17 protein-coding genes are annotated in these 18,783 nt (G+C 71.3%); 12 read left to right on the top strand and 5 right to left on the bottom strand.

Features of this window, described 5'->3' with window-relative positions; translation table 11 throughout:
- The first annotated feature begins 1 nt into the window (after window position 1).
- From pgsA to IPJ17_11240, 3 genes are all read left to right on the top strand, one after another.
- A complete protein-coding gene (gene pgsA, locus IPJ17_11230) occupies window positions 2–628 on the top strand; it encodes a CDP-diacylglycerol--glycerol-3-phosphate 3-phosphatidyltransferase (GenBank protein ID QQR72101.1) in 627 nt (208 codons plus the stop codon).
- Window positions 625–3,189 (top strand): MMPL family transporter, encoded by a 2,565-nt coding sequence (locus IPJ17_11235; GenBank protein ID QQR72102.1) that lies wholly within the window; start codon window positions 625–627, stop codon window positions 3,187–3,189. Before pgsA ends, IPJ17_11235 begins: the two co-directional genes overlap by 4 nt.
- 118 nt (window positions 3,190–3,307) lie before the next feature.
- Window positions 3,308–4,162 carry a hypothetical protein gene (locus tag IPJ17_11240; protein ID QQR72103.1) on the top strand — a complete coding sequence of 285 codons (855 nt, stop codon included), beginning with the start codon at window positions 3,308–3,310 and terminating at the stop codon, window positions 4,160–4,162.
- Between the two features lie 35 nt (window positions 4,163–4,197).
- On the opposite strand, the gene IPJ17_11245 is transcribed toward IPJ17_11240, so the two are convergent.
- Window positions 4,198–4,866, bottom strand: coding sequence for a rhomboid family intramembrane serine protease (locus IPJ17_11245; GenBank protein QQR72104.1), 669 nt, complete (start codon window positions 4,864–4,866; stop codon window positions 4,198–4,200).
- 23 nt (window positions 4,867–4,889) lie between these two features.
- On the bottom strand, window positions 4,890–6,431 hold the full coding sequence (pyk, locus tag IPJ17_11250) for a pyruvate kinase (protein QQR72105.1): 1,542 nt from the start codon (window positions 6,429–6,431) through the stop codon (window positions 4,890–4,892).
- Between the two features lie 74 nt (window positions 6,432–6,505).
- On the opposite strand from pyk, the gene ffh reads away from it, so the two are divergent.
- Window positions 6,506–7,834, top strand: a complete 1,329-nt coding sequence (gene ffh, locus IPJ17_11255) for a signal recognition particle protein (protein QQR72106.1) — start codon at window positions 6,506–6,508, stop codon at window positions 7,832–7,834.
- A gap of 35 nt (window positions 7,835–7,869) precedes the next feature.
- Here the strand turns inward: ffh and IPJ17_11260 are convergent, their stop codons facing one another.
- Entirely contained in the window at window positions 7,870–9,741 is a 1,872-nt protein-coding gene (locus tag IPJ17_11260; protein QQR72107.1) for a hypothetical protein, read from the bottom strand.
- Window positions 9,742–10,084: 343 nt separating this feature from the next.
- Here IPJ17_11260 and rpsP point away from each other — a divergent pair, with 343 nt between their 5' ends.
- The 7 genes from rpsP to IPJ17_11295 all read left to right on the top strand — a co-directional run bounded on the left by rpsP (window position 10,085) and on the right by IPJ17_11295 (window position 15,789).
- Window positions 10,085–10,327, top strand: coding sequence for a 30S ribosomal protein S16 (gene rpsP, locus IPJ17_11265; GenBank protein QQR72108.1), 243 nt, complete (start codon window positions 10,085–10,087; stop codon window positions 10,325–10,327).
- Between the two features lie 14 nt (window positions 10,328–10,341).
- The gene (locus IPJ17_11270) at window positions 10,342–10,581 is read left to right on the top strand and encodes a KH domain-containing protein (GenBank protein ID QQR72109.1); all 240 of its coding nucleotides are present in this window, start codon (window positions 10,342–10,344) and stop codon (window positions 10,579–10,581) included.
- Entirely contained in the window at window positions 10,574–11,110 is a 537-nt protein-coding gene (rimM, locus tag IPJ17_11275) for a 16S rRNA processing protein RimM (GenBank protein ID QQR72110.1), read from the top strand. Before IPJ17_11270 ends, rimM begins: the two co-directional genes overlap by 8 nt.
- Entirely contained in the window at window positions 11,092–11,859 is a 768-nt protein-coding gene (gene trmD, locus IPJ17_11280) for a tRNA (guanosine(37)-N1)-methyltransferase TrmD (protein ID QQR72111.1), read from the top strand. Before rimM ends, trmD begins: the two co-directional genes overlap by 19 nt.
- Before the next feature lie 48 nt (window positions 11,860–11,907).
- Complete coding sequence (rplS, locus tag IPJ17_11285; GenBank protein QQR72112.1) at window positions 11,908–12,282, top strand: 50S ribosomal protein L19; 375 nt, start codon at window positions 11,908–11,910, stop codon at window positions 12,280–12,282.
- 121 nt (window positions 12,283–12,403) lie between these two features.
- Window positions 12,404–12,985 carry a ribonuclease HII gene (locus IPJ17_11290; GenBank protein ID QQR76147.1) on the top strand — a complete coding sequence of 194 codons (582 nt, stop codon included), beginning with the start codon at window positions 12,404–12,406 and terminating at the stop codon, window positions 12,983–12,985.
- Window positions 12,985–15,789 carry a tetratricopeptide repeat protein gene (locus IPJ17_11295; GenBank protein ID QQR72113.1) on the top strand — a complete coding sequence of 935 codons (2,805 nt, stop codon included), beginning with the start codon at window positions 12,985–12,987 and terminating at the stop codon, window positions 15,787–15,789. The genes IPJ17_11290 and IPJ17_11295 overlap by 1 nt, the downstream gene beginning before the upstream one ends.
- Before the next feature lie 16 nt (window positions 15,790–15,805).
- On the opposite strand, the gene IPJ17_11300 is transcribed toward IPJ17_11295, so the two are convergent.
- Window positions 15,806–16,783: a deoxyhypusine synthase family protein gene (locus IPJ17_11300; GenBank protein QQR72114.1), complete on the bottom strand. Its 978-nt coding sequence runs from the start codon at window positions 16,781–16,783 to the stop codon at window positions 15,806–15,808.
- Between the two features lie 224 nt (window positions 16,784–17,007).
- Here IPJ17_11300 and IPJ17_11305 point away from each other — a divergent pair, with 224 nt between their 5' ends.
- Window positions 17,008–18,015, top strand: a complete 1,008-nt coding sequence (locus tag IPJ17_11305) for an isocitrate/isopropylmalate dehydrogenase family protein (protein ID QQR72115.1) — start codon at window positions 17,008–17,010, stop codon at window positions 18,013–18,015.
- A gap of 9 nt (window positions 18,016–18,024) precedes the next feature.
- On the opposite strand, the gene IPJ17_11310 is transcribed toward IPJ17_11305, so the two are convergent.
- Window positions 18,025–18,771, bottom strand: a complete 747-nt coding sequence (locus tag IPJ17_11310; protein ID QQR72116.1) for a 4'-phosphopantetheinyl transferase superfamily protein — start codon at window positions 18,769–18,771, stop codon at window positions 18,025–18,027.
- Window positions 18,772–18,783 lie beyond the last annotated feature (12 nt).

Raw genomic sequence — 18,783 nt, forward strand, 5'->3', positions numbered from 1 at the left:
CATGACGTCCCCTTCTCTCCCCGCGGGCAGACCGGTGAGCCTGATCCGCTCGCTCAACGTCCCGAACCTGCTGACGATCTTCCGCATCCTCCTCGTTCCGCTGCTCGTCGTCGTCCTGCTCACCAAGTTCGACGGGCGCGAGTTCGTCGGCCTGGGTCTTTTCCTCTTCGCCGCGCTGACCGACTTTCTCGACGGCTTTCTCGCCCGCCGCAACCGGCAAGTGACCCGGCTCGGCCAGTTGCTCGACCCGGCGGCCGACAAGATCCTGGTGGCGGCGGCGTTCATCTCCCTCGTCGAGCTCGACGCCCGGGTCACGCCCGCCTGGATGGTCGTGGTCATCCTGTCGCGCGAGTTCGCGGTGTCGGCGCTGCGCAGCGTCGCCGCGGCGGGCTCGCGGGTGATCTCGGCGGGCTGGTCGGGGAAGGTGAAGACGGGGACGCAGATCGTCGCCATCTCGCTGCTCATCATCTACAACCAGCTCGGTGAGTTCTCCCACCTGGCGCCGATCTCGCTCTGGGTGGCCGTGATCGCGACGGTGCTCTCGGGCATCGACTACTTCGTCCGTCACGGCCGGGCGGTGCTGCTCGAAGAGAGCACGGCCGGCCCGGGCGCGAAGCCCGCTCCGTGATCCCGCGCGGGCTGCTCGAGCGCTTGCTCCTCTTCGCCGGCCGACGGCACGTCGCCGTCGGCGTGGTGGTCTTCGCGCTGGTCGTCGTCGCCCTGCTGCTCACCGCGCGCCTGCGGCTCGACGCCGACGTGCTCAACCTGCTGCCCAAGCACAATCCGCAGGTCCAGGCCTACCGCGACACGCTCGAGCAGTTCGGCAGCATCGACTACTTCGTCGTCGGCATCCGCATCCCCGAAGGCGCGCCATTCGACCCCTACGCGGCCTACTCCGACGAGCTGGTGGCGCGGATGGAGCAGAGCGGCCTCTTCGTCACCATCGAGCACCGGCTCGGCGAACCGGAGGACCTGCTGCGCCAGGTCTTTCCCAATGCGCTCCTCTTCCTGCCGCCGGAAGGGCGCGCGGCGGTCGCCTCCCGGCTCACCGACGAGGCGATCGTCGAGCGGGTGAGCGAGATCAAGCGGTTGCTGCAGACGCCGCAGGCGATCGCGATGCGCGAGCTGCTGCGGCTCGACCCGCTCGGCCTCTCGCCGGTCTTCCTCGAGCGCGTCGGCGGGATGCGCGGGCCGCTGGCGCTCGACTGGACGAGCGGGCGCTACCTGTCGCGCGATCACCGGCTGCTGCTGATCCTCGCCAAGCCCGCCCGGCCGCCGCAGGACCTGGCGTTCGACGCCAAGCTGGTGGCCGAGATGGAACGCGAGAGCGCCGCGGCCGCCGAGTCGTGGAACGAGCTCGCGGCCGGCGTCGAGCTGCCGCGCCCCGAGGCGTTCTTCGGCGGGCGCTACCTGATCGGTCTCGACGACGAACGGGCGATCCGCGACGACGTGGTGCTCAACCTCACGAGCTCGCTCGGCGGCCTGCTGCTGCTCTTCTACCTCGCCTACCGGCGCCGCTCGCTGCTGGTGCTCGCCACGCTCCCGCTCGTCTGCGGCGTGGTCTTCACCTTCGGCTTCGCATCGGTCGCCGTCGGCACGCTCTCGGCGACCACCGCGGGCGTCGCGGCACTGCTCTTCGGTCTGGGGGACGACTTCGTCATCGTGCTCTACGGCCGCTACGTCCAGACGCGCCGCGCCGGCCTCGACTTCGACGCGTCGATGCGCGACCTCGGCGGCGCCACCGCGCGCGGTGTCATCCTCGGCGCGGCGACGACGGCCGCCTGCTTCTTCGCCTTCCTCATCACCGACTTCACCGGGCTCTGGCAGATGGGGCTGATGATCGGCGCCGGCATCCTCTTCTGCCTGGCGGCGGTGCTCTTCCTGGTGCCGGCGATGCTCGCCTGGACCGAAGCGCACCATCGCAAGCGCGATCGCGAGCCGCGCTTGCAGGTCTTCGGCTTCGGTGCCGAGTACCTCGTCCGCGCGGCGCGGCGGCGGCCGGTGTGGGTCCTCGCGGCGACCGCGGTGCTGACGCTCGCCGCGGCCGCCATGGCGCCACGGCTGCAGTTCGAGGACAACGTCGAGAAGCTGCGGCCGCCCGGCAATCGCGGGGTGGTCGCCCAGCAGGAGATCAACACCCACTTCGGCTCGGGCTTCGACCACATGTCGCTGGTGGTCTCGGCGCCGACGCTCGACGAGACGCTGACGCTCGCCGAGCGCGCCGCGGCCGGAGCGCGCCTCGCGGTGCAGCGCGGCGAGCTCGGCGGGCTCGACGCCGTCACCTCGGTGCTGCCGCCGCCGACGGCCCAGGCGCAGGCTCTCGCCTGGCTCGCCGAGGCGCGGAGCTCCGAGCTCGACCCGCAGCGGGTGCGGCACACCTTCGCCACGGCCCTCGCCGCCGAAGGGTTGCGGGCCGAACCGTTCGCCGAAGGGCTCGATCTCTTCGAGCGGGCCGTCGCCCCGCCGGGACCGATCACCCGCGACACCGTGCTCGCGATTCCGCAGGGGCGGACGCTGCTCGACCGCTACCTCAAGCGGTTCGACGGCGGCTGGCGAAGCGTCGTCAAGCTCTATCCGGTGCCGGGGCGGCCGAAGCGCGAAGTGCCGCAGGCGGCGGTCGATCTCGCCACCTCGCTCGGCCCCGGGGCGACGCTCACCGGGATCAACGTCGTCAGCCGCTCGCTGCGCGGCGAGGTCTGGCGCGACGCCTCGATCTCGGCGGCGATCGGCATGCTCCTGGTGCTCGGCCTGCTCGCCGCCGACTTCCGCCGCTTGAGCGATGCGCTTCTCGCGCTGCTCCCCTTGGGTCTCGGTTTGGTGTGGATGGTCGGCGCGATGGTGACGCTCGGCTTCTCGCTCAACCTGATGAACGTCTTCGTGGTGACGATGATCATCGGTGTCGGGGTCGACTACGGCATCCACGTCGTCCACCGCTATCGCGAGGACGTCGAGGCTGGGCACGACGGTGGCGCCGGGCTCGAGGAGACGGCGCGCGCCGTGCTGCTCGCGGCGCTCACCACGGTGGTGGGCTTCGGCTCGATCGCCACCTCGCACTACCCGGGGCTGGTGTCGATGGGTGTCGTGGCGACGCTCGGCACCCTGGCGACTGCGCTGGCCTCGATCGGCGTGTTGCCGGCCTACCTCCAGTTGCGCGCCGAGCGGCAGAAGCGGCGCGGCGCCGGCGACTGAGAATCCGCGACCGCACCGTGGCGCCGTCGCCCGGCGCCGGGTCGCTCGCACGAAGACCAACGGCGTCGTGGACGCCCCGGCACGGCCGGAGGCGGACCGGACGCGACAGGGAGAGACGATGATCCAGCTTGCACCCCCGTCCCCGCACGGCCGCGAGGTCGTTGCCGACCCGACGCCGATGGGCCTGCTCGGCCTGGCGATCGGTTGCGCGGCCCTGGTGCCGATCGCCTTCGGCCGCGGCCTCACCCCGGCGGGGCTCGAGACCGCGGCGATGTTCTGCCTGCTCTTCGGCGCCGGCTGCCAGTTCTTCGCCGGGCTGCTCAACCTGGTGAACCGCAACCTCTACGGCGGCACGCTCTTCCTGACCTTCGCCTTCAACTGGATCTACAACTGGTGGGGCTTGCACTCGCTCGCCCAGGGGAAGGTCGCCGACGGGACGATCGTCTTCGCCACCGAGGTGACGTTCCTGGTGATCTTCGTCCTGATCACCTGGGGGTTCGGTCACTTCAGCTCGCTGCTCTTCCTGTTCCTGCTCGACATCGACCTGCTCTACCTGTTCAAGGTGGCGGGACACCTGCTCGAGACGCAAGCCTTCGCCTTGCCGATCGCCCTGCTGACGGTCGGGCTGGTGGCGATCTCGCTGTGGATCGCCTTCGCGCTGCTGCTCAACCCGGTCACCGGCCGCCGCGTCTTCGCCATGGGCGGGCCGCTCTTCGCCAGCCGGGCGGTGCCGCTGCTCGACCTCGCGCCGCGTCGCGCGGTGCTCGGCCAGCTCTACGCGCGCTGGCAGAGCGGCGGCGAGGAGAGCATGGCGGTCGACGCGTTCGTCGCCTCGCTCGCGGCCTTTCCCGAGCGACGGATCGCCGCCGAGATCTCCTACCTCGCCGCGCAGGGGTTGATCGAGCGATCCCAGGGCGGGGTGCGAATCGCCGCGCCGGGCATCGAGCGCTGGGAAGAGCTGCTCGCCGGCTGAGTCTCTCCGCTGGTGCGGTCGCGGTGGGCTGGCCCTCAGCGCCGCGCCCGGCGAGGGCGCAGCAGCAGGAGCAGCGGTGCGCCGGCGAGGAAGCCCCCGAGGTGGGCCCACCAGGCGATGCCTCCGGCATCCGGCCGGGCAAGCAGCGCCGAGACGAGCTGCAGCAGCGCCCAGAACGGCAGGTAGAGCCAGGCCGGCGTGCGCGACCACCAGGCGAAGAAGCCGAGCATGCTGACGCCCGAGATGCGGGCCCGCGGGTAGAGCACCAGGTAGGCCGCGAGCAGCCCGGCGATCGCTCCGCTCGCGCCGACCATCGGCAGCCCCGACCGCGGGCTCATCGCCAGGTGCGCGGCCGCTGCGGCGAGACCGGAGAGAAAGTAGAGCGCGAGATGGCGACGCGCCCCGAGCGCGCCCTCGACCGGGCCGCCGAACACCCAGAGAAAGAGCAGGTTGCCGCCGAGGTGCAGCCAGCCGGCGTGAAGGAACATCGAGACCGCCGTCGCGGCGAGCAGCCGGAACGGTCCGACGCCGAGCGGATCGGGGCCGAGGACACGCGCGGGGACGAGGGCGTGCTCGGCGAGCAGCGCGGGCAGGCGGGCGCCGAGGCGGAGCTCGACGGCGAAGGCGGCGAGGCAGAGCAGGACGAGGGCCGCCGTGGCGGCGGGGAAGCGGCGCGTCCGCGCCTCGCTGCGCAGCGGCAGCATCGTCGCTCGGGACGGCTCGTCGTTCAGCCGGTGCGGCCGGCGTCGCGCCGGGTCGGGCGGCGAACGGGCCGGGGGCGAACGACGTGGATGCGCACCATGTTGGTCAGCGGGCGGTCGCGCATCGGGGCTCCCATGAGGAGCACCAACGCCTCGCCCGGCGCCACCAGGCGGCGGCGCAGCAGGTCACTCTCGATCTGGGCGATCAGCTCTTCGGTGCGCGCCGCGAGCCCCGCCGAAGGCGGCTCGACCTGGAGCGGCCGGACCCCCCAAAGCAACTGCATGCGCCGCGCCACGCGGGAGTCGGTGGAGTAGACGATCGCCGGGCTGGTCGGGCGATAGCGCGCCACTCGCCGCGCGGTGAAACCGCCCTGGCTGAAGGCGACGATCCGGCTGCCCGGCAGGCGGCGTGCCGCATGCACCGCCGCGGCGGCGACGACGTCGGCCACCGCGAGGGCGCTTGCCTGGGCGCCGCGCTCCGGTCCGGAGGTCGGCACGTCGAGGTGCCTCTCGCCGGAGGCGGCGGAGTCCTCTGCGGCGGCCGCCTGGCGATAGGCCTCGGCGCGCCCGATGATCCGCGCCATCGTGCGGACCGCCTCGACCGGAAAGCGCCCGGCGGCGGTCTCCCCCGAGAGCATCAGGGCGTCGGCGCCGTCAAAGACGGCGTTAGCCACGTCCGAGGCCTCGGCGCGGGTCGGACGGGGTCGTTCCATCATCGACTCGAGCATCTGCGTGGCGACGATCACCGGCTTGCCGGCGCGGCGTCCGGCGGCGACGATCTCCTTCTGCAGCACCGGCACGCGAGCGAGCTCCACCTCGACCCCGAGATCGCCGCGGGCGACCATCACCGCGTCGGCGGCCTCGACGAGCTCGGCGATGCGGTCGTGCCGGTCGGAGCGGGAGACCGCGGCGGCGCGCTCGAGCTTGGCGATCAGCGGGATCTCGTCGCCGAGCTCGCGCAGCGCCTGCCGCAGGGCATGCAGATCGCTCGCCGCGGCGACGTAGCTCGCCGCGATGAAGTCGGCGCGCTCTTCGACCGCCATCGCCAGGTCGGCGCGGTCCTTGGGGGAGATCGAGAAGGGGATCGAGGTGTCCGGCAGGTTGATCCCCTTGCGCGTCGAGACGGCCCCGCCGAAGAGCACGCGCGCGTGGACCATGCGCCCGCGCTTGGATTCGACCTCGAGCTCGACGAGCCCGTTGTCGATCAGCACCCGCTCGCCGCGGCGCAGGTGGCGGAGGAACTCCGGATCGTCGATCGGCAGCTCGACCCCGGCGCTCGCCGGACCGAGGGCGACGCGCTCGCCGCGCCGCAGCATCCGCGGCCCGCCGGCGAGCTCGGCGAGGCGGAAGCGCGGTCCCATCAGGTCGAGGAGGATCGGCACCTCCTTGCCGATCGCCCCGGCGGCCTCCCGGACGGCGGCGATCGTCCGGCGGTGGATCTCCGGCGCCCCGTGGGAGAGGTTGAGCCGCACCACGTCGACGCCGGCGCGCAGCAGCGCCCGGAGGATCCGCGGCTCGGCACTGGCCGGGCCGACGGTGGCGACGATCTTGGCGCGACGTTCGCTCACAGGGGGCGGAAGTATAGCGCGGGGGTCTGCTATCCTCGCCGGCCCGGGCGTCCGCCCGAGGACCGAGGGCTCCCATGTTCGACGGCTTGCAGACCAAATTCCAGGATGTCTTCCGCCGCCTGCGCGGCGAGGGGCGAGTCACCGAGGACCACCTCCGGGCGGCGCTGCGCGAGATCCGCCTGGCGTTGCTCGAGGCGGACGTCCATTTCCGCGTGGTCAAGGCGTTCCTCGAGAAGGTCGAGCGGCAGGCGCTCGGCGAGGAGGTCTTGCAGAGCCTCTCGCCCGACCAGCAGGTCCTGCGCATCGTGCGCGACGAGCTCGTCGCCCTGCTCGGCGAGGACGGCAAGGAGCTGCAGCTCTCCGGCACGCCAGCGGTCGTCCTGCTCTGCGGCCTCCAGGGCTCCGGCAAGACGACCACCGCCGGCAAGCTCGCCAAGCGGCTGGCGGGGCGGCGGCGCTATCCGCTGCTCGTCGCCGGTGACCTGCAGCGCGCCGCAGCGGTCGAGCAGCTCGTCCAGGTCGGCGCCAAGGTCGAGGTCCCGGTGCTGGTGCCGCAGCCGGGCGAAGGGGTGCTGGCGCTCGCCGAGCGCTCGCTCAAGTACGCCCGCGACCGCGGCTACGACGTGATCCTCTTCGACACCGCCGGCCGGCTGCACGTCGACGAGGCGCTGATGGCCGAGCTCAAGGGCGTCTCGGCTCGCCTGAAGCCGTGCGAGACGATCTTCGTCGCCGACTCGATGACCGGCCAGGACGCGGTCCGCTCGGCCGAAGAGTTCGCCCGCGCCCTGCCGGTGACCGGCGTGCTGCTCACCAAGCTCGACGGCGATGCCCGCGGCGGTGCGGCGCTCTCGGTGCGCTCGGTCACCGGCCTGCCGATCCGTTTCGTCGGCACCGGCGAGAAGGTCGAGGACCTCGAGCTCTTCCAGGGGGGGCGGCTCGCCTCGCGCATCCTCGGGATGGGCGACATCCTCACCCTGATCGAGCGGGCCGAAAAACAGGTCGACGTCGCCGACGCCCAGCGCCTGGCCGAGCGGATGGCGCGCCAGGAGTTCACCCTCGAGGACCTGCGCGACCAGCTCCGCCAGTTCCGCAAGCTCGGGCCGCTCTCGTCCGTCCTCGATCTCCTCCCGAAGATGGGCGGGATGCGCAACCTCGAGATCGGCGACGCCGAGGAGAAGCGGCTCAAGCGGGTCGAGGCGATCATCGGCTCGATGACCCCCACCGAGCGCCGCAACCCGAGCATCCTCAACGCCAACCGCAAGAAGCGCGTCGCTCGCGGCTCCGGCACCTCGGTGCAGGACATCAACCAACTGCTCAAGCAGTACCTCGAGATGCGCAAGATGATGAAAGCCGCCCAATCCAAGGGCGGCTGGCTGCGCAAGGCCCTGGCGCGGAAGCGCTGAGGCGAGGTCGCCGGCCGGCGCGGCGGCCCGGCCGGTCAGCGAGCGTTCGCCCGGGACACCGGCAAGGCGCCGACCTCCTGGACCGGGGGAAACGGCCTGCCGAGGGGGTTCGACATGCTCCAGGTCGTCCCGCTCGCCACGTCTTCGACCTCGAGCTCGACGGCGACATTGGTGAGGCCGGTGGCATAGACCCAGGCGTGTCCGTTGACGGCATCGCCGTCGAGCACTTTGACGACGAGCTCGAGGTTCTCGTCGTCGAAGAAGGAAAACAGGGCGCTCTGGTCGCCGAGCCGGCAGCCGCGTGCGCCGCCTCGTCGGCCCTGGAAGTCCTGCCAGCTCGCGCGCACGCGGAACCTCCCGCCGCCGAGCAGCACCGGCTCGCCCGACGCCGCACAGCTCCAGTCCGGTGGCTCGACGGGGCCGCCACCGACCAGAGGGTCCGCGGCGCAGGTGGAGAAGAGACCGAGCTCCTGCACCGGAGAGAAGGGGACCCCGCCCGGGGAGTAGAAGGAGCGCACGATGCCGGTCGACAGGTCGGTGACCACGAGCTGGACCTCGCGGTCGGTGAGCCCGGCGGCATACGCCCAGAAGTTGCCGTTGACCCCGCAGCCGTCGAGCACCTTGACGAGCAGCTCGAGGTTGTCGGGCGCGAAGAGCCAGAAGGCACCCGACTCGCGCGTCAGCGGGATCGCGTGTGCGCTCTCGCCGCCGGTCTCGGCGAGGCGCGTGAAGGCGCGCACCTGGAACCTCCCGTCGTGGAGGCAGAGCGTCGTCCCGTCCGCCTCGCAGGGCAGCGCGAAGCGCCGCGCCAGGACGTCCATGTTGCCTTGGTAGCCGTTCCACCACTCGTAAGCGACGGTGAAGACGCCCGCGTCGGAGATCGCCACGCGGGGCGACGTTTCCTCGAGAGCGTCGGGCCAGTCGTCGACCGGCAGTTCCGCCCCGTAGGGAGTCCCGTCGGCGCGATAGGCGCGCAGGAAGACCTGCTCCCAGGCGCTCGTCCAGGTGACGACGAAACGCCCCGCCGAGTCCATCGCTACCTTCGCGTCGTAGCCGAGCGTCGGGCCGGTCGAGACCTGGAATTCGGTGCCGACTTTCCTTCCGAGAAGGTCGAAGCGTTGCCCGAACACGCGATAGCCGGGGCCGGTCTGACCGAGACTCTCCCAGACCACCACGGAGCCCGACTGCCCGGCGCTGACCGAAGGGTAGTGCTGCGTACCTTCGGTGAAGGTGTTGACATCGATCTCGTCTCCCTCGGGAACGCCTTCAGGACTGAACACGCGAGCCCGCACGCCCTCGCCGGAGGCGTCGCCATCCGGGCTGGACCAGGCGTGAACGAACCTCCCGCCGGGAAGCGCGGCGACCTCGGAGCTTTGAAATCCGCCGCCGATTCCCTCGCGGATCACCGGCGTCAACGGCAAGCCACCGGAGGTGAAGCGTTGAACGGAGGCTGCGGACGGCTCCCCAAGCACCACGGTCTGCTGATTCGACAATGCGATCGTTGCGTCCGGCCAAGCGGTAACGGAGTCGACCCCGTCCAGGCCGCTTGCTGAATCCACCCAGGCGAAGCTCGGGCCCCAGGCTCCTTGGGTCGAATCGAGCGCCCTTCCCTGGCGGTCCGAGGTCCGCCGAGCCGGATCGATTTGGTACCAGGCTACGGCACCGCGGCCGTTGCGAGCGAGCGCGAGGACCGGTGCGAAGGACTGTGCGGCGATCGGACTCAAGAGTCCGATGTCGGAAGAGGATCCGGCTTCGTCGAAGAACCTCGCGATGACCGTGATCTGGCTGGGCGTCGGGATCGGTCGTAGCTGCCGGGTGTCCTCGAACACGATCACGGTTCGACCGGAGTAGTCCATTCCTACAGATGGTTGTGCCTGACGCTCGGTCTGGTCCTCTTGCACCGGCACCGGACCGGAGACCGGCCATTGGGAGTTGCCCGCCGAGGCGACAAGCGCGGCCAGTCCGCAAGCGAGACGGAGCCCAGCCGTGGCTCGGTGGCGCGGGGAGGCTCGACGATGGGGGCTCACCAGCGATCGTCCTGGGCGAGTGGGGTGCCAGTGAGCATTGTCCCAGTCGGCGGCAGCGCTGTCGATGCACGAAGGAGTGGGATCGGCCTTTCCTGGCCGTGCGGGTCGGCGCCGGATCGCGGCGGGGTTGGCTCGGGGAACGGGGCAGGGTATGATCCTCGTTCCGTCCGCTCTCCGGGTCCCGGAGCCGCGGTCGCTTCTCACGCTGGAGGAAGGAAACGAGATGGTCAAGATCCGTCTGCGCCGGATGGGCGCGACCAATGCGCCGTACTACCGCATCGTCGTCTCGGACTCGCGCAAGGTGCCGATGAGCGCGGCGATCGAGGAGATCGGCTACTACGACCCGCGTTCGAAGCCGGCCAAGGCTCACGTCGACGCGACCCGCCTCGACTACTGGGTGGCCCGTGGCGCCCAGTGCTCCGACACGGTCAAGAAGCTGGTCGCCCGGCAGAAGGTGTCGGCCTGAGCGAGGAGCCGTCCTTGGGCGCTCGCGAGGATCTCGTCGCCGTCGTTTCCCGGTTGGTCGATCGACCCGACCGGGTGAGGGTGCACGAGAGCGAGCGGGACGGCGTGGTCGAGCTGGTCATCGACACCGCCCCCGAGGACCGTGGCAAGGTGATCGGGCGTCAGGGACGCACGATCAACGCCCTCCGGTCGCTGCTCGCCGTCCGCGATGCCCGTCTGGGCGAACGCCATGTCCTCGACACGGGAGATGACTGAGCCGCCCGATCGCGTGCTGGTCGGCCGCGTCCTGCGTCCCCACGGTCTGCGCGGCGCCGTCCTGGTCGAGAGCCTTTCCGACAACAGTTCACGCTATCAACCCGGGGCCGAGCTGCTGCTCCGGCGTGAAGGGCGCCCCGCCGTCGCCATGCGGGTCGCCGAGCGTCGCGCCAACCCGCACGGACTGGTCGTCCGGTTCGACGGCGTCGAGTCGTGCGAGGCGGCTGAAGCGCTGCGCGGCGCCTGGCTCGAAGTCGACCGGAGCGAGGTGCCGCCACCGCCGGCCGGGAGCTACTGGATCTTCGACCTGCTGGGGAGCCGCTGCGTCGATTCGCGGCACGGCGAGCTCGGCACGCTTGCCGACCTCGTCGAGGACGGCGGCGGCACCGTGCTGAGGATCGTGCGGCCGGGGGCCGAATTGCTGGTGCCGTTCGTCGATCGCTTCGTCGTGGCGGTCGACGCGGCCGCGCGCGAGGTGCGGCTGGAGCTGCCCGAAGGGCTGGTGGAAGCGTGCACGTCGACGTCCTGACGATCTTCCCGGAGCTCTTCGGTCCGTTCCTCGCGACCTCGCTCATCGGCCGGGCGCGTCAGCGCGGCCTGCTCGAGGTCGAGGTGCACGACCTGCGGAGCTGGGGCGAGGGGCGCCATCGGACCGTCGACGACGTCCCCTACGGCGGGGGGGGTGGGATGGTGATGACCGCGCCGCCGTGGATTCGCGCGGTGCGGGCCGTTTCGGGCGAGCGCCGTCCCTGGCGGGTGTTGCTTTCGCCGCAGGGTGCACCGCTCGACGAGGCGAAGGTGCGGGAGCTGGCCGGCCGCGGGGCGCTCGTGCTGCTCTGCGGCCGCTACGAAGGGATCGACGAGCGGGTGCGGGAGACGGTGGTCGACGAAGAGGTGTCGATCGGCGACTTCGTGCTGTCCGGCGGGGAGCTGCCGGCGATGGTGCTGATCGAGGCGGTGTCGCGGCAGGTGCCCGGGGTGGTCCAACTCGCCGAGTCGGTCGAGCGGGACAGTTTCCGCGCCGGGCTCCTCGACCACCCCCACTACACCCGTCCGCCGGTGGTCGAGGGGCTGGCGGTCCCCGAGGTGCTGCTCTCGGGCAACCACGCCGAAATCGAGCGCTGGCGGGAGGCCGCCGCCCGCGCCGCCACGCTCCGCAAGCGGCCCGATTTGCTCGACCGAGTGCGCGTCTGCGAGAATCAGCGGCGCGAGCTCGGGCGGCAGGACCGGGAGGTCCGGCCGCCGGGGGTTGCAGTGTCGCCGGAGCATCGAGAATAATCGCGAGTTCACGTCGCGATGGACAGGGAAGATCGAGGACGCATCATCATGAATGAGTTGACGCGAGTCGAAGGCGCTTACCTGCGGGAGGGCATCCCATCCTTCCGTCCCGGCGACACCGTGCGGGTGCAGGTGCGAGTGGTCGAAGGGGACAAGGAGCGCTTGCAGGCGTTCCAGGGGGTGGTCATCTCCCGCAAGGGCGGCGGCACCCGCGAGATGTTCACCGTGCGCAAGATCTCCGGCGGCACCGGGGTGGAGCGGATCTTCCCCCTCCACTCGCCGAACGTCGACCGGATCGAAGTGCTGCGCCGCGGGCGCGTGCGCCGGGCGAAGCTGTACTACCTGCGCAATCTGCGCGGCAAGGCGGCGCGCATCGAGGAACGGCGCGACGAGCCGGGCAAGGCTGCAGCGAACGCGGGCTGACGCGCGGAGCCGGCGCGCAAGATCTGCCGGCGGGCAAGGAGGTCGGTTGTCGACCTGGATTCGTCTCGTGGCCGAGACCTGCCGTCTGCGCCGGGTGCGGGCGATCGAGGAGCAGCTCGCCCTGGCCGGCTACGGTCGGGTCGCGGGCGTGGACGAGGCCGGCCGCGGTGCCCTGGCCGGTCCGGTGGTCGCCGCCGCGGTGATTCCCGACCCGTCCCGGCCGATTCCCGGCGTCGACGACAGCAAGGCCCTTTCGCCCGAGAAGCGCGAAGCGCTCGCTCCCTGGATCGAGCGCAGCGCGCTCGCCTGGGCGGTCGTCGCGGTCGACGCGGCGACGATCGATTCCATCGACATCCTCCAGGCGACCCGGCTGGCGATGCGCCGCGCGCTCGCCGCGCTCGCCGTGCGCCCTGACGCGGTGATCACCGACGCCATGCCCTTCGACGACCTCGGCGTGCCCTGCCTCGCGGTCATTCACGGCGACGCCCTCTGCCACGCCGTGGGCTGTGCCTCGATCCTCGCCAAGGTGGGCCGCGACCGCATGCTGCGCGACCTCGATCGCGCTCATCCGGGCTACGGCCTGGCCGAGCACAAGGGTTACGGTGCCGCATCCCACCTCGCGGCGCTCGAGGCGCTCGGGCCGAGCCCGAGCCACCGGCTGACCTTCGGACGGGTGCTGCCGCGCCTGCGGGAGGCGGCCTGATGGCGCTGAACCGGGCCAAGGTAGTGCAGGAGGCCGAGCGCTTCGTCGCTCGGGGTCGCATCGGCTCGGCGATCAAGGAGTACCGGCGCCTGCTCGCCGAGAACCCCGACGACGTCTCGACGCTCAACCGCGTCGGCGATCTCTACGTCCAGAACGACCAGACCGAGGACGCGATCCGCCTCTTCTCGGACGTGGCCGAGCGCTACACGCGCGACGGCTTCCACACCCGGGCGATCGCCATCTTCAAGAAGATCATCCGCACCGATCCGACGCGGCTCGACGCTTACGAGCGCCTGGCCGAGCTCTATGCCCACGAGCGCCTGGTCAACGACGCGCTGCAGCAGTACCAGGTGCTCGTCGAGTACTACCTCAAGCACGCGAATCCGGCGTCGGCCTCGAAGATCCTGCAGAAGATGGCGGCGGTGCAGCCGGACGATCCGACGCTGCTGCTGCGCCTCGCCGAGCTCTATGAGCGACAGAAGCTGCACGACAAGGCGCTTGCCGAGTACCGCAAGATCGCCGAGCTGATGCTGCGCCACGGCAAGGCCGAGGAGGCGCACAAGGTCTTCGCGCGCGCCCTCGAGCTGGCGCCGCAGGACCTGAGCTTCGTCACCGACATGGTGCTCGGCCTCAAGGACGCCGGCCACCTCGGCCTCGCCGCTCGTCTTCTGACGCGCGCCGTCGAGCTCAACCCGCTGGCGGAGCGGATCGCCAAGCTCGCCGGCGGGCTCGGCCGAACGACTCAGGCCGTCCCGGTCGTCGCGCCTCCGCCGGCCGCCGATCCGGTCTGGGAGCTCGCACCCGCCGAGCCCGACCCGCTGCCTTCCGCTCCGCCGGTCTCGTCCCCCTTCGCGCCGCCGGCGGCGACCGAGTGGAATCCCGAGCCGCTCGGAGAAGAGGACCTGGTCATCGACCTGGATCTCGACAGCGCTGCGCCGCTCGCCGGTCTCGACGTCATCGGACCGGTGCCGGCGATGCCGGCGCCGTCGCGCCAGGACACGGCGCCGCCGGTCTTTTCTGCCGACGAGATCGAGATCGAGCTGGAGCTCGACGACGACGCGCATCCCTCGACCTGGGTCGAGCCGCCCTCGGACATGCTGGCGTCGCCCGTCCGGCAGGCGTTCGAGGCGCCGGGGCCGGCGCCCCAGGCGTTCTCGCTCGATCTCGGACCGGACGAGGGAGAGTCGTTCGCCGGCGAGGTCGTCCCGTCGGCCGACCTGCCGCCGGACATCGACTGGAACTTCGAAGATGCCGCGCTCGACCTCGACGTGGAGCTGCCGGAGATCTCGCTGGACGCCTCCGATCCCCACCTCTCGCTTTCGGCTTCGCCGGCGATGCCGGAGGTCGGATCGGGTGCCAACGGCCTGACGACGGTGCCGCTCGACACCGCGGCGCTCGAGCGCTCGGTGCAGGAGATCCAGCGCAAGCCGCCGCCGCGCGAAGCCGAGTTGCTCGCCGAGGCGGAGGTCTTTGCCAAGTACGAGCTGATGGAGAAGGCGCTCGACCGCGTGCGCGAAGTGCTCCAGATGAGCCCCAAGCACCTCGGCGCGCTCGCGCTCGCCGTCCAGCTCCACATGAAGGAAGGCAAGCCCGAGCGCGCGCTGTCGCGGGCCCAGCAGCTCGCTCGAGCGGCGACCGAAGCCGGCAAGCCGGAGGCCTGGAGCTCCGTCCGGCAGAAGCTGATTCACGCCGGGCTCGATCTTTCGGGGGCCGAGTTCGCCATCGCCTCGCACGAGGATGGGTTGTCCCAGCTGGTCGATTCGCTGGTGCCGCATCCGCCGCGCCGGCCGAGTGCGCCGGCAGCGGCGGCCAAGCCCACCCGGCCGGCCAAGCCCGCTAAACAGATCGAGGCCGAGCTCGATCTCCTGGCCTCGCAGGTGCTGACCAAGCCGGTGAAGGGCAAGCCGAAGGCCGCCCCGCCGCGGGCGGTCGCCGCGGAGGCTCCTCCGACCGCTTCGGCGCCGCCGGTCCCGCCGGCGATCCCCGAGATCCCGGCGCCGCGCGCCGCTACCCCGACGCCGCGGGCGGACGAACGGCTCGAGCTGCCGCCGCCGGCGTTCTCGTCCGGTCCGGGGTTCGGCGCCGCCGACCACGACGGCCTCGGCGCGGTCGACGAGGACGAGTTGCCAGGGATCCGCATTCCGATGAAGCCGGCAACGGCCAGGCCGGCGCCCGCGCCCGCGCGGCAGGCCGCCTCGCCCGACGAGCTCGACTGGCTGGACGACGCGCTCGCCAAGGCCCCGGCGGCGCAGCAGGCCGACGAGAAGCTCTTCGACGACGAAGAGGGGTTCTTCGATCTCGCCGCCGAGCTCGAGCAGGAGCTGTCGAAGGACGACCTCTTCGACGGCGGCGACCTGCTGCCGATGCCCAAAGAGCCGTCGCTCGAGGAGATCGTCGAAGGGTTCAAGAAGGGCGTCGCCGAGAGCCTCTCGCCCGAGGACGTCGACACGCACTACAACCTCGGCATCGCCTACCGTGAGATGGGCCTGCTCGACGACGCCATCGGCGAGTTCCAGGTCGCCGCCAAGGACCCGCGCTACCTCGTCGAGTGCTCGTCGATGCTGGGCATCTGTTTCCTCGACAAGGGGTTGCCCGAGCTCGCGGTGAAGTGGTACCGGCGGGCGCTCGATTCCCCGGGGCTCAACGAGGAGACGTCGCTCGGCCTGCTCTACGATCTGGGCAACGCCCAGATGGCCGCCGGCGACAAGGCCGCCGCGCGCGAGACCTTCGGCGAGGTCTACGGCGCCAACGCGAACTTCCGCGACATCGCCGCGGTCCTCGCCGAGCTCGGCGCCGACGCCTGACCGGGCTCGCCGGCCCTCACCAACCCAGCAGGTAGGCGAAGACGAGCGGCGCGACGATCGTCGCGTCGGACTCGATGATGTGCTTGGGCGTCGGCACGTCGAGCTTGCCCCAGGTGATCTTCTCGTTCGGCACGGCCCCGGAATAGGAGCCGTAGCTGGTGGTCGAGTCGCTGATCTGGCAGAAATAGCCCCAGAACGGGATGTCGTGGATGCCCATGTCCTGATAGAGCATCGGCACGACGCAGATCGGGAAGTCGCCGGCGATGCCGCCGCCGATCTGGAAGAAGCCGATCGACGACTTGGCGCTCTCGGCGCGGTACCACTCGGCGAGGAAGGTCATGTACTCGATGCCGGTGCGCACCGTGTGGACGTTCTTGATGTTCCCCTTGAGGACGTGGCCGGCGTACATGTTGCCGAGCGTGGCGTCTTCCCAGCCGGGGACGATCATCGGCAGGTTCTTCTCCGCCGCGGCCATCAGCCAGGAGTCCTTCGGGTCGATCTGATAGCTGCCGGCGAGCTTGCCGGAGAGCAGGATGCGATACATGAACTGGTGCGGGAAGAGCCGTTCGCCGCGCGCGTCGGCGGCCTGCCACTCCTCGAGCACCGCCCGCTCGATGCGGCGCATCGCCTCCTCTTCGGGGATGCAGGTGTCGGTGACCCGATTGAGGTGCCGGTCGAGCAGGTCGCGCTCCTCTCCGGGGGTCAGGTCGCGATAGTTCGGCACCATGACGTAGTGGTCGTGCGCCACCAGGTTGAAGACGTCCTCTTCGAGGTTCGCCCCGGTGCAGCTGATGACGTGGACCATGTCGCGGCGGATCATCTCGGCGAGCGAGAGCCCGAGCTCGGCGGTCGACATCGCCCCGGCGAGCGTCACCATCATCTTGCCGCCGCCGGCCAGGTGCTTCTCGTAGTCGGCCGCTGCCCGCACCAGGGCCGCCGCGTTGAAGTGCCGATAGTGGTGCTCGATGAACGAACGAATCGGGGTGCTGGCCACGTCCACTCCTCCTTGCCGGGCCCGGGCCGGGAGGGCGCGGGCGGGCCGAGCGGTGATTCTCTAACAATTGCCGGCCTGCCGGGGGAGAAGCGAAGGGCGTCTCCCGCCACCCATCGCGGCTAGAATCCGTGGCCTGCGGGAGACCCGTCCCGCTCCGGTCGCCGCGGCGGCCTCTTCAACCACCGGCCGGACGAGCTCGTCCGAGCTCGACGAAAGGAAGTCCCATGACCCGCACCGTGGTTCTGCTCCCCGGCGACGGCATCGGCCCCGAGGTCACGGCCGCCACCGTCCGCGTGCTCGAGGCCGCCGGCGCTCGATTCGACTGGGAGACGCACTCGGCCGGCGCCGAGGCGCTGGCGAGACTCGGCGATCCGCTCCCCGCCGACGTGCTCGACTCGATCCGCCGCCACGGCATCGCCCTCAAGGGTCCGGTGACGACGCCGGTCGGTACCGGGTTCCAGTCGGTCAACGTGCGACTGCGCAAGGAGCTCGACCTCTACGCCAACCTGCGGCCGGTGCGGACGCTCGAGGGGATCCCGGGGCGCTACACCGGCATCGACCTGGTGATCGTGCGCGAGAACACCGAGGACCTCTACAGCGGGCTCGAGCACATCGTGGTTCCCGGCGTGGTGGAGAGCCTGAAGATCATCACCGAGCGCGCCTCGACGCGCATCGCCCGCTTCGCCTTCGAGCACGCCCGCAAGATCGGCCGCAAGCGCGTCACCGCGGTGCACAAGGCCAACATCATGAAGCTCTCCGACGGGCTCTTCCTCGACTGCTTCCGCCAGGTGGCCAAGGAGTACCCGGAGATCCAGGCCGACGACCGGATCATCGACAACCTCTGCATGCAGCTGGTGATGCGCCCCGAGACCTTCGACGTGCTGCTGATGGAGAACCTCTACGGCGACATCGTCTCCGACCTCGCCGCCGGGCTGGTGGGCGGCCTCGGCGTCGTCCCCGGAGCCAACCTCGGCGAGAAGGTGGCGGTGTTCGAGGCGGTACACGGCAGCGCCCCGGACATCGCCGGGCGCAACCTCGCCAACCCCCTCGCCATGATGCGCTCGGGTGTCCAGATGCTGCTCTACCTCGAGATGACCGAGGAGGTCGAGCGCCTGCGCGCCGCACTCCGCCGCACCGTGGTCGAGCGCCGCGTGATGACCCGCGACCTCGGCGGCACGGCGACGACCACCGAGTTCACCGAGGCGGTGGTGCGCGAGATCGAGCAGGGATAGGCGGGACGGTCAGTCCGCGGAAGCGATCCGCGGACGGGCGGCGATCCAGCTGAGCAGGAGTTCGCCGTCGGTGCGCCAGCCGCCGGAGAGCGGGTCGAGGCCGGCGGTCGCCAGGGAGAGCGGGCGCCAGCCGTCGAGTGCCGCGGTGGCCGCGCGTGCCCGGTCGAGGTCGACCTCGACGGCGCGCGTGTCGAGGCGCAAGCCGGCGCGCAGCGCCTTGAGGGCGCATTCCTTGCCGCTCCAGGCGAGGTTTGCACCCAGCGCCTGGTCCGCCACCGGCCACCTCGCCAGGGCGTCCTGCTCGCCGGGTGTCAGGTAGTCGCGCACGAAAGCGTCGCTTCGTGGCTCGATCCACTCGAGGTCGCAGCCGAGCGCCAGCCGGCCGGCGCCGACGGCGGCGAGCCCCCAGCCGTTGCGGTGACTGAGCGTCAGCGTGAGCTCGCCGGGGGAGCCGTCGAGGAAGAGCTCCGGCGCGCCGTCGGGCGCCGCGACGACGGCGAGCGCGGCCGGCTCGGGAAGGCGCTCGCCGGGGCGGAGGCGAGACGATCGCGCGAGGTAAGCCTGGCGGGCCGTCCAGCGGCCGAGACGCCAATCGGCTCGCCGTGCCGGCAGACGAAGTGCGCCGAGCGTCTGGCGCTCGCCGTCGCTCAGCCAGTCCTCGCCTTCCGGCAGCTCCGCCGCCGCGACGAGCGCGAGGTCGATCTCCGCCGCACTCTCCGGCGGCACGGGAGCGATGGGCACGACCCAGTGCTTCACCCGCGCTCCCGT

This window comes from Holophagales bacterium (assembly GCA_016699405.1).
Lineage (GTDB): Bacteria > Acidobacteriota > Thermoanaerobaculia > Multivoradales > JAGPDF01 > JAAYLR01.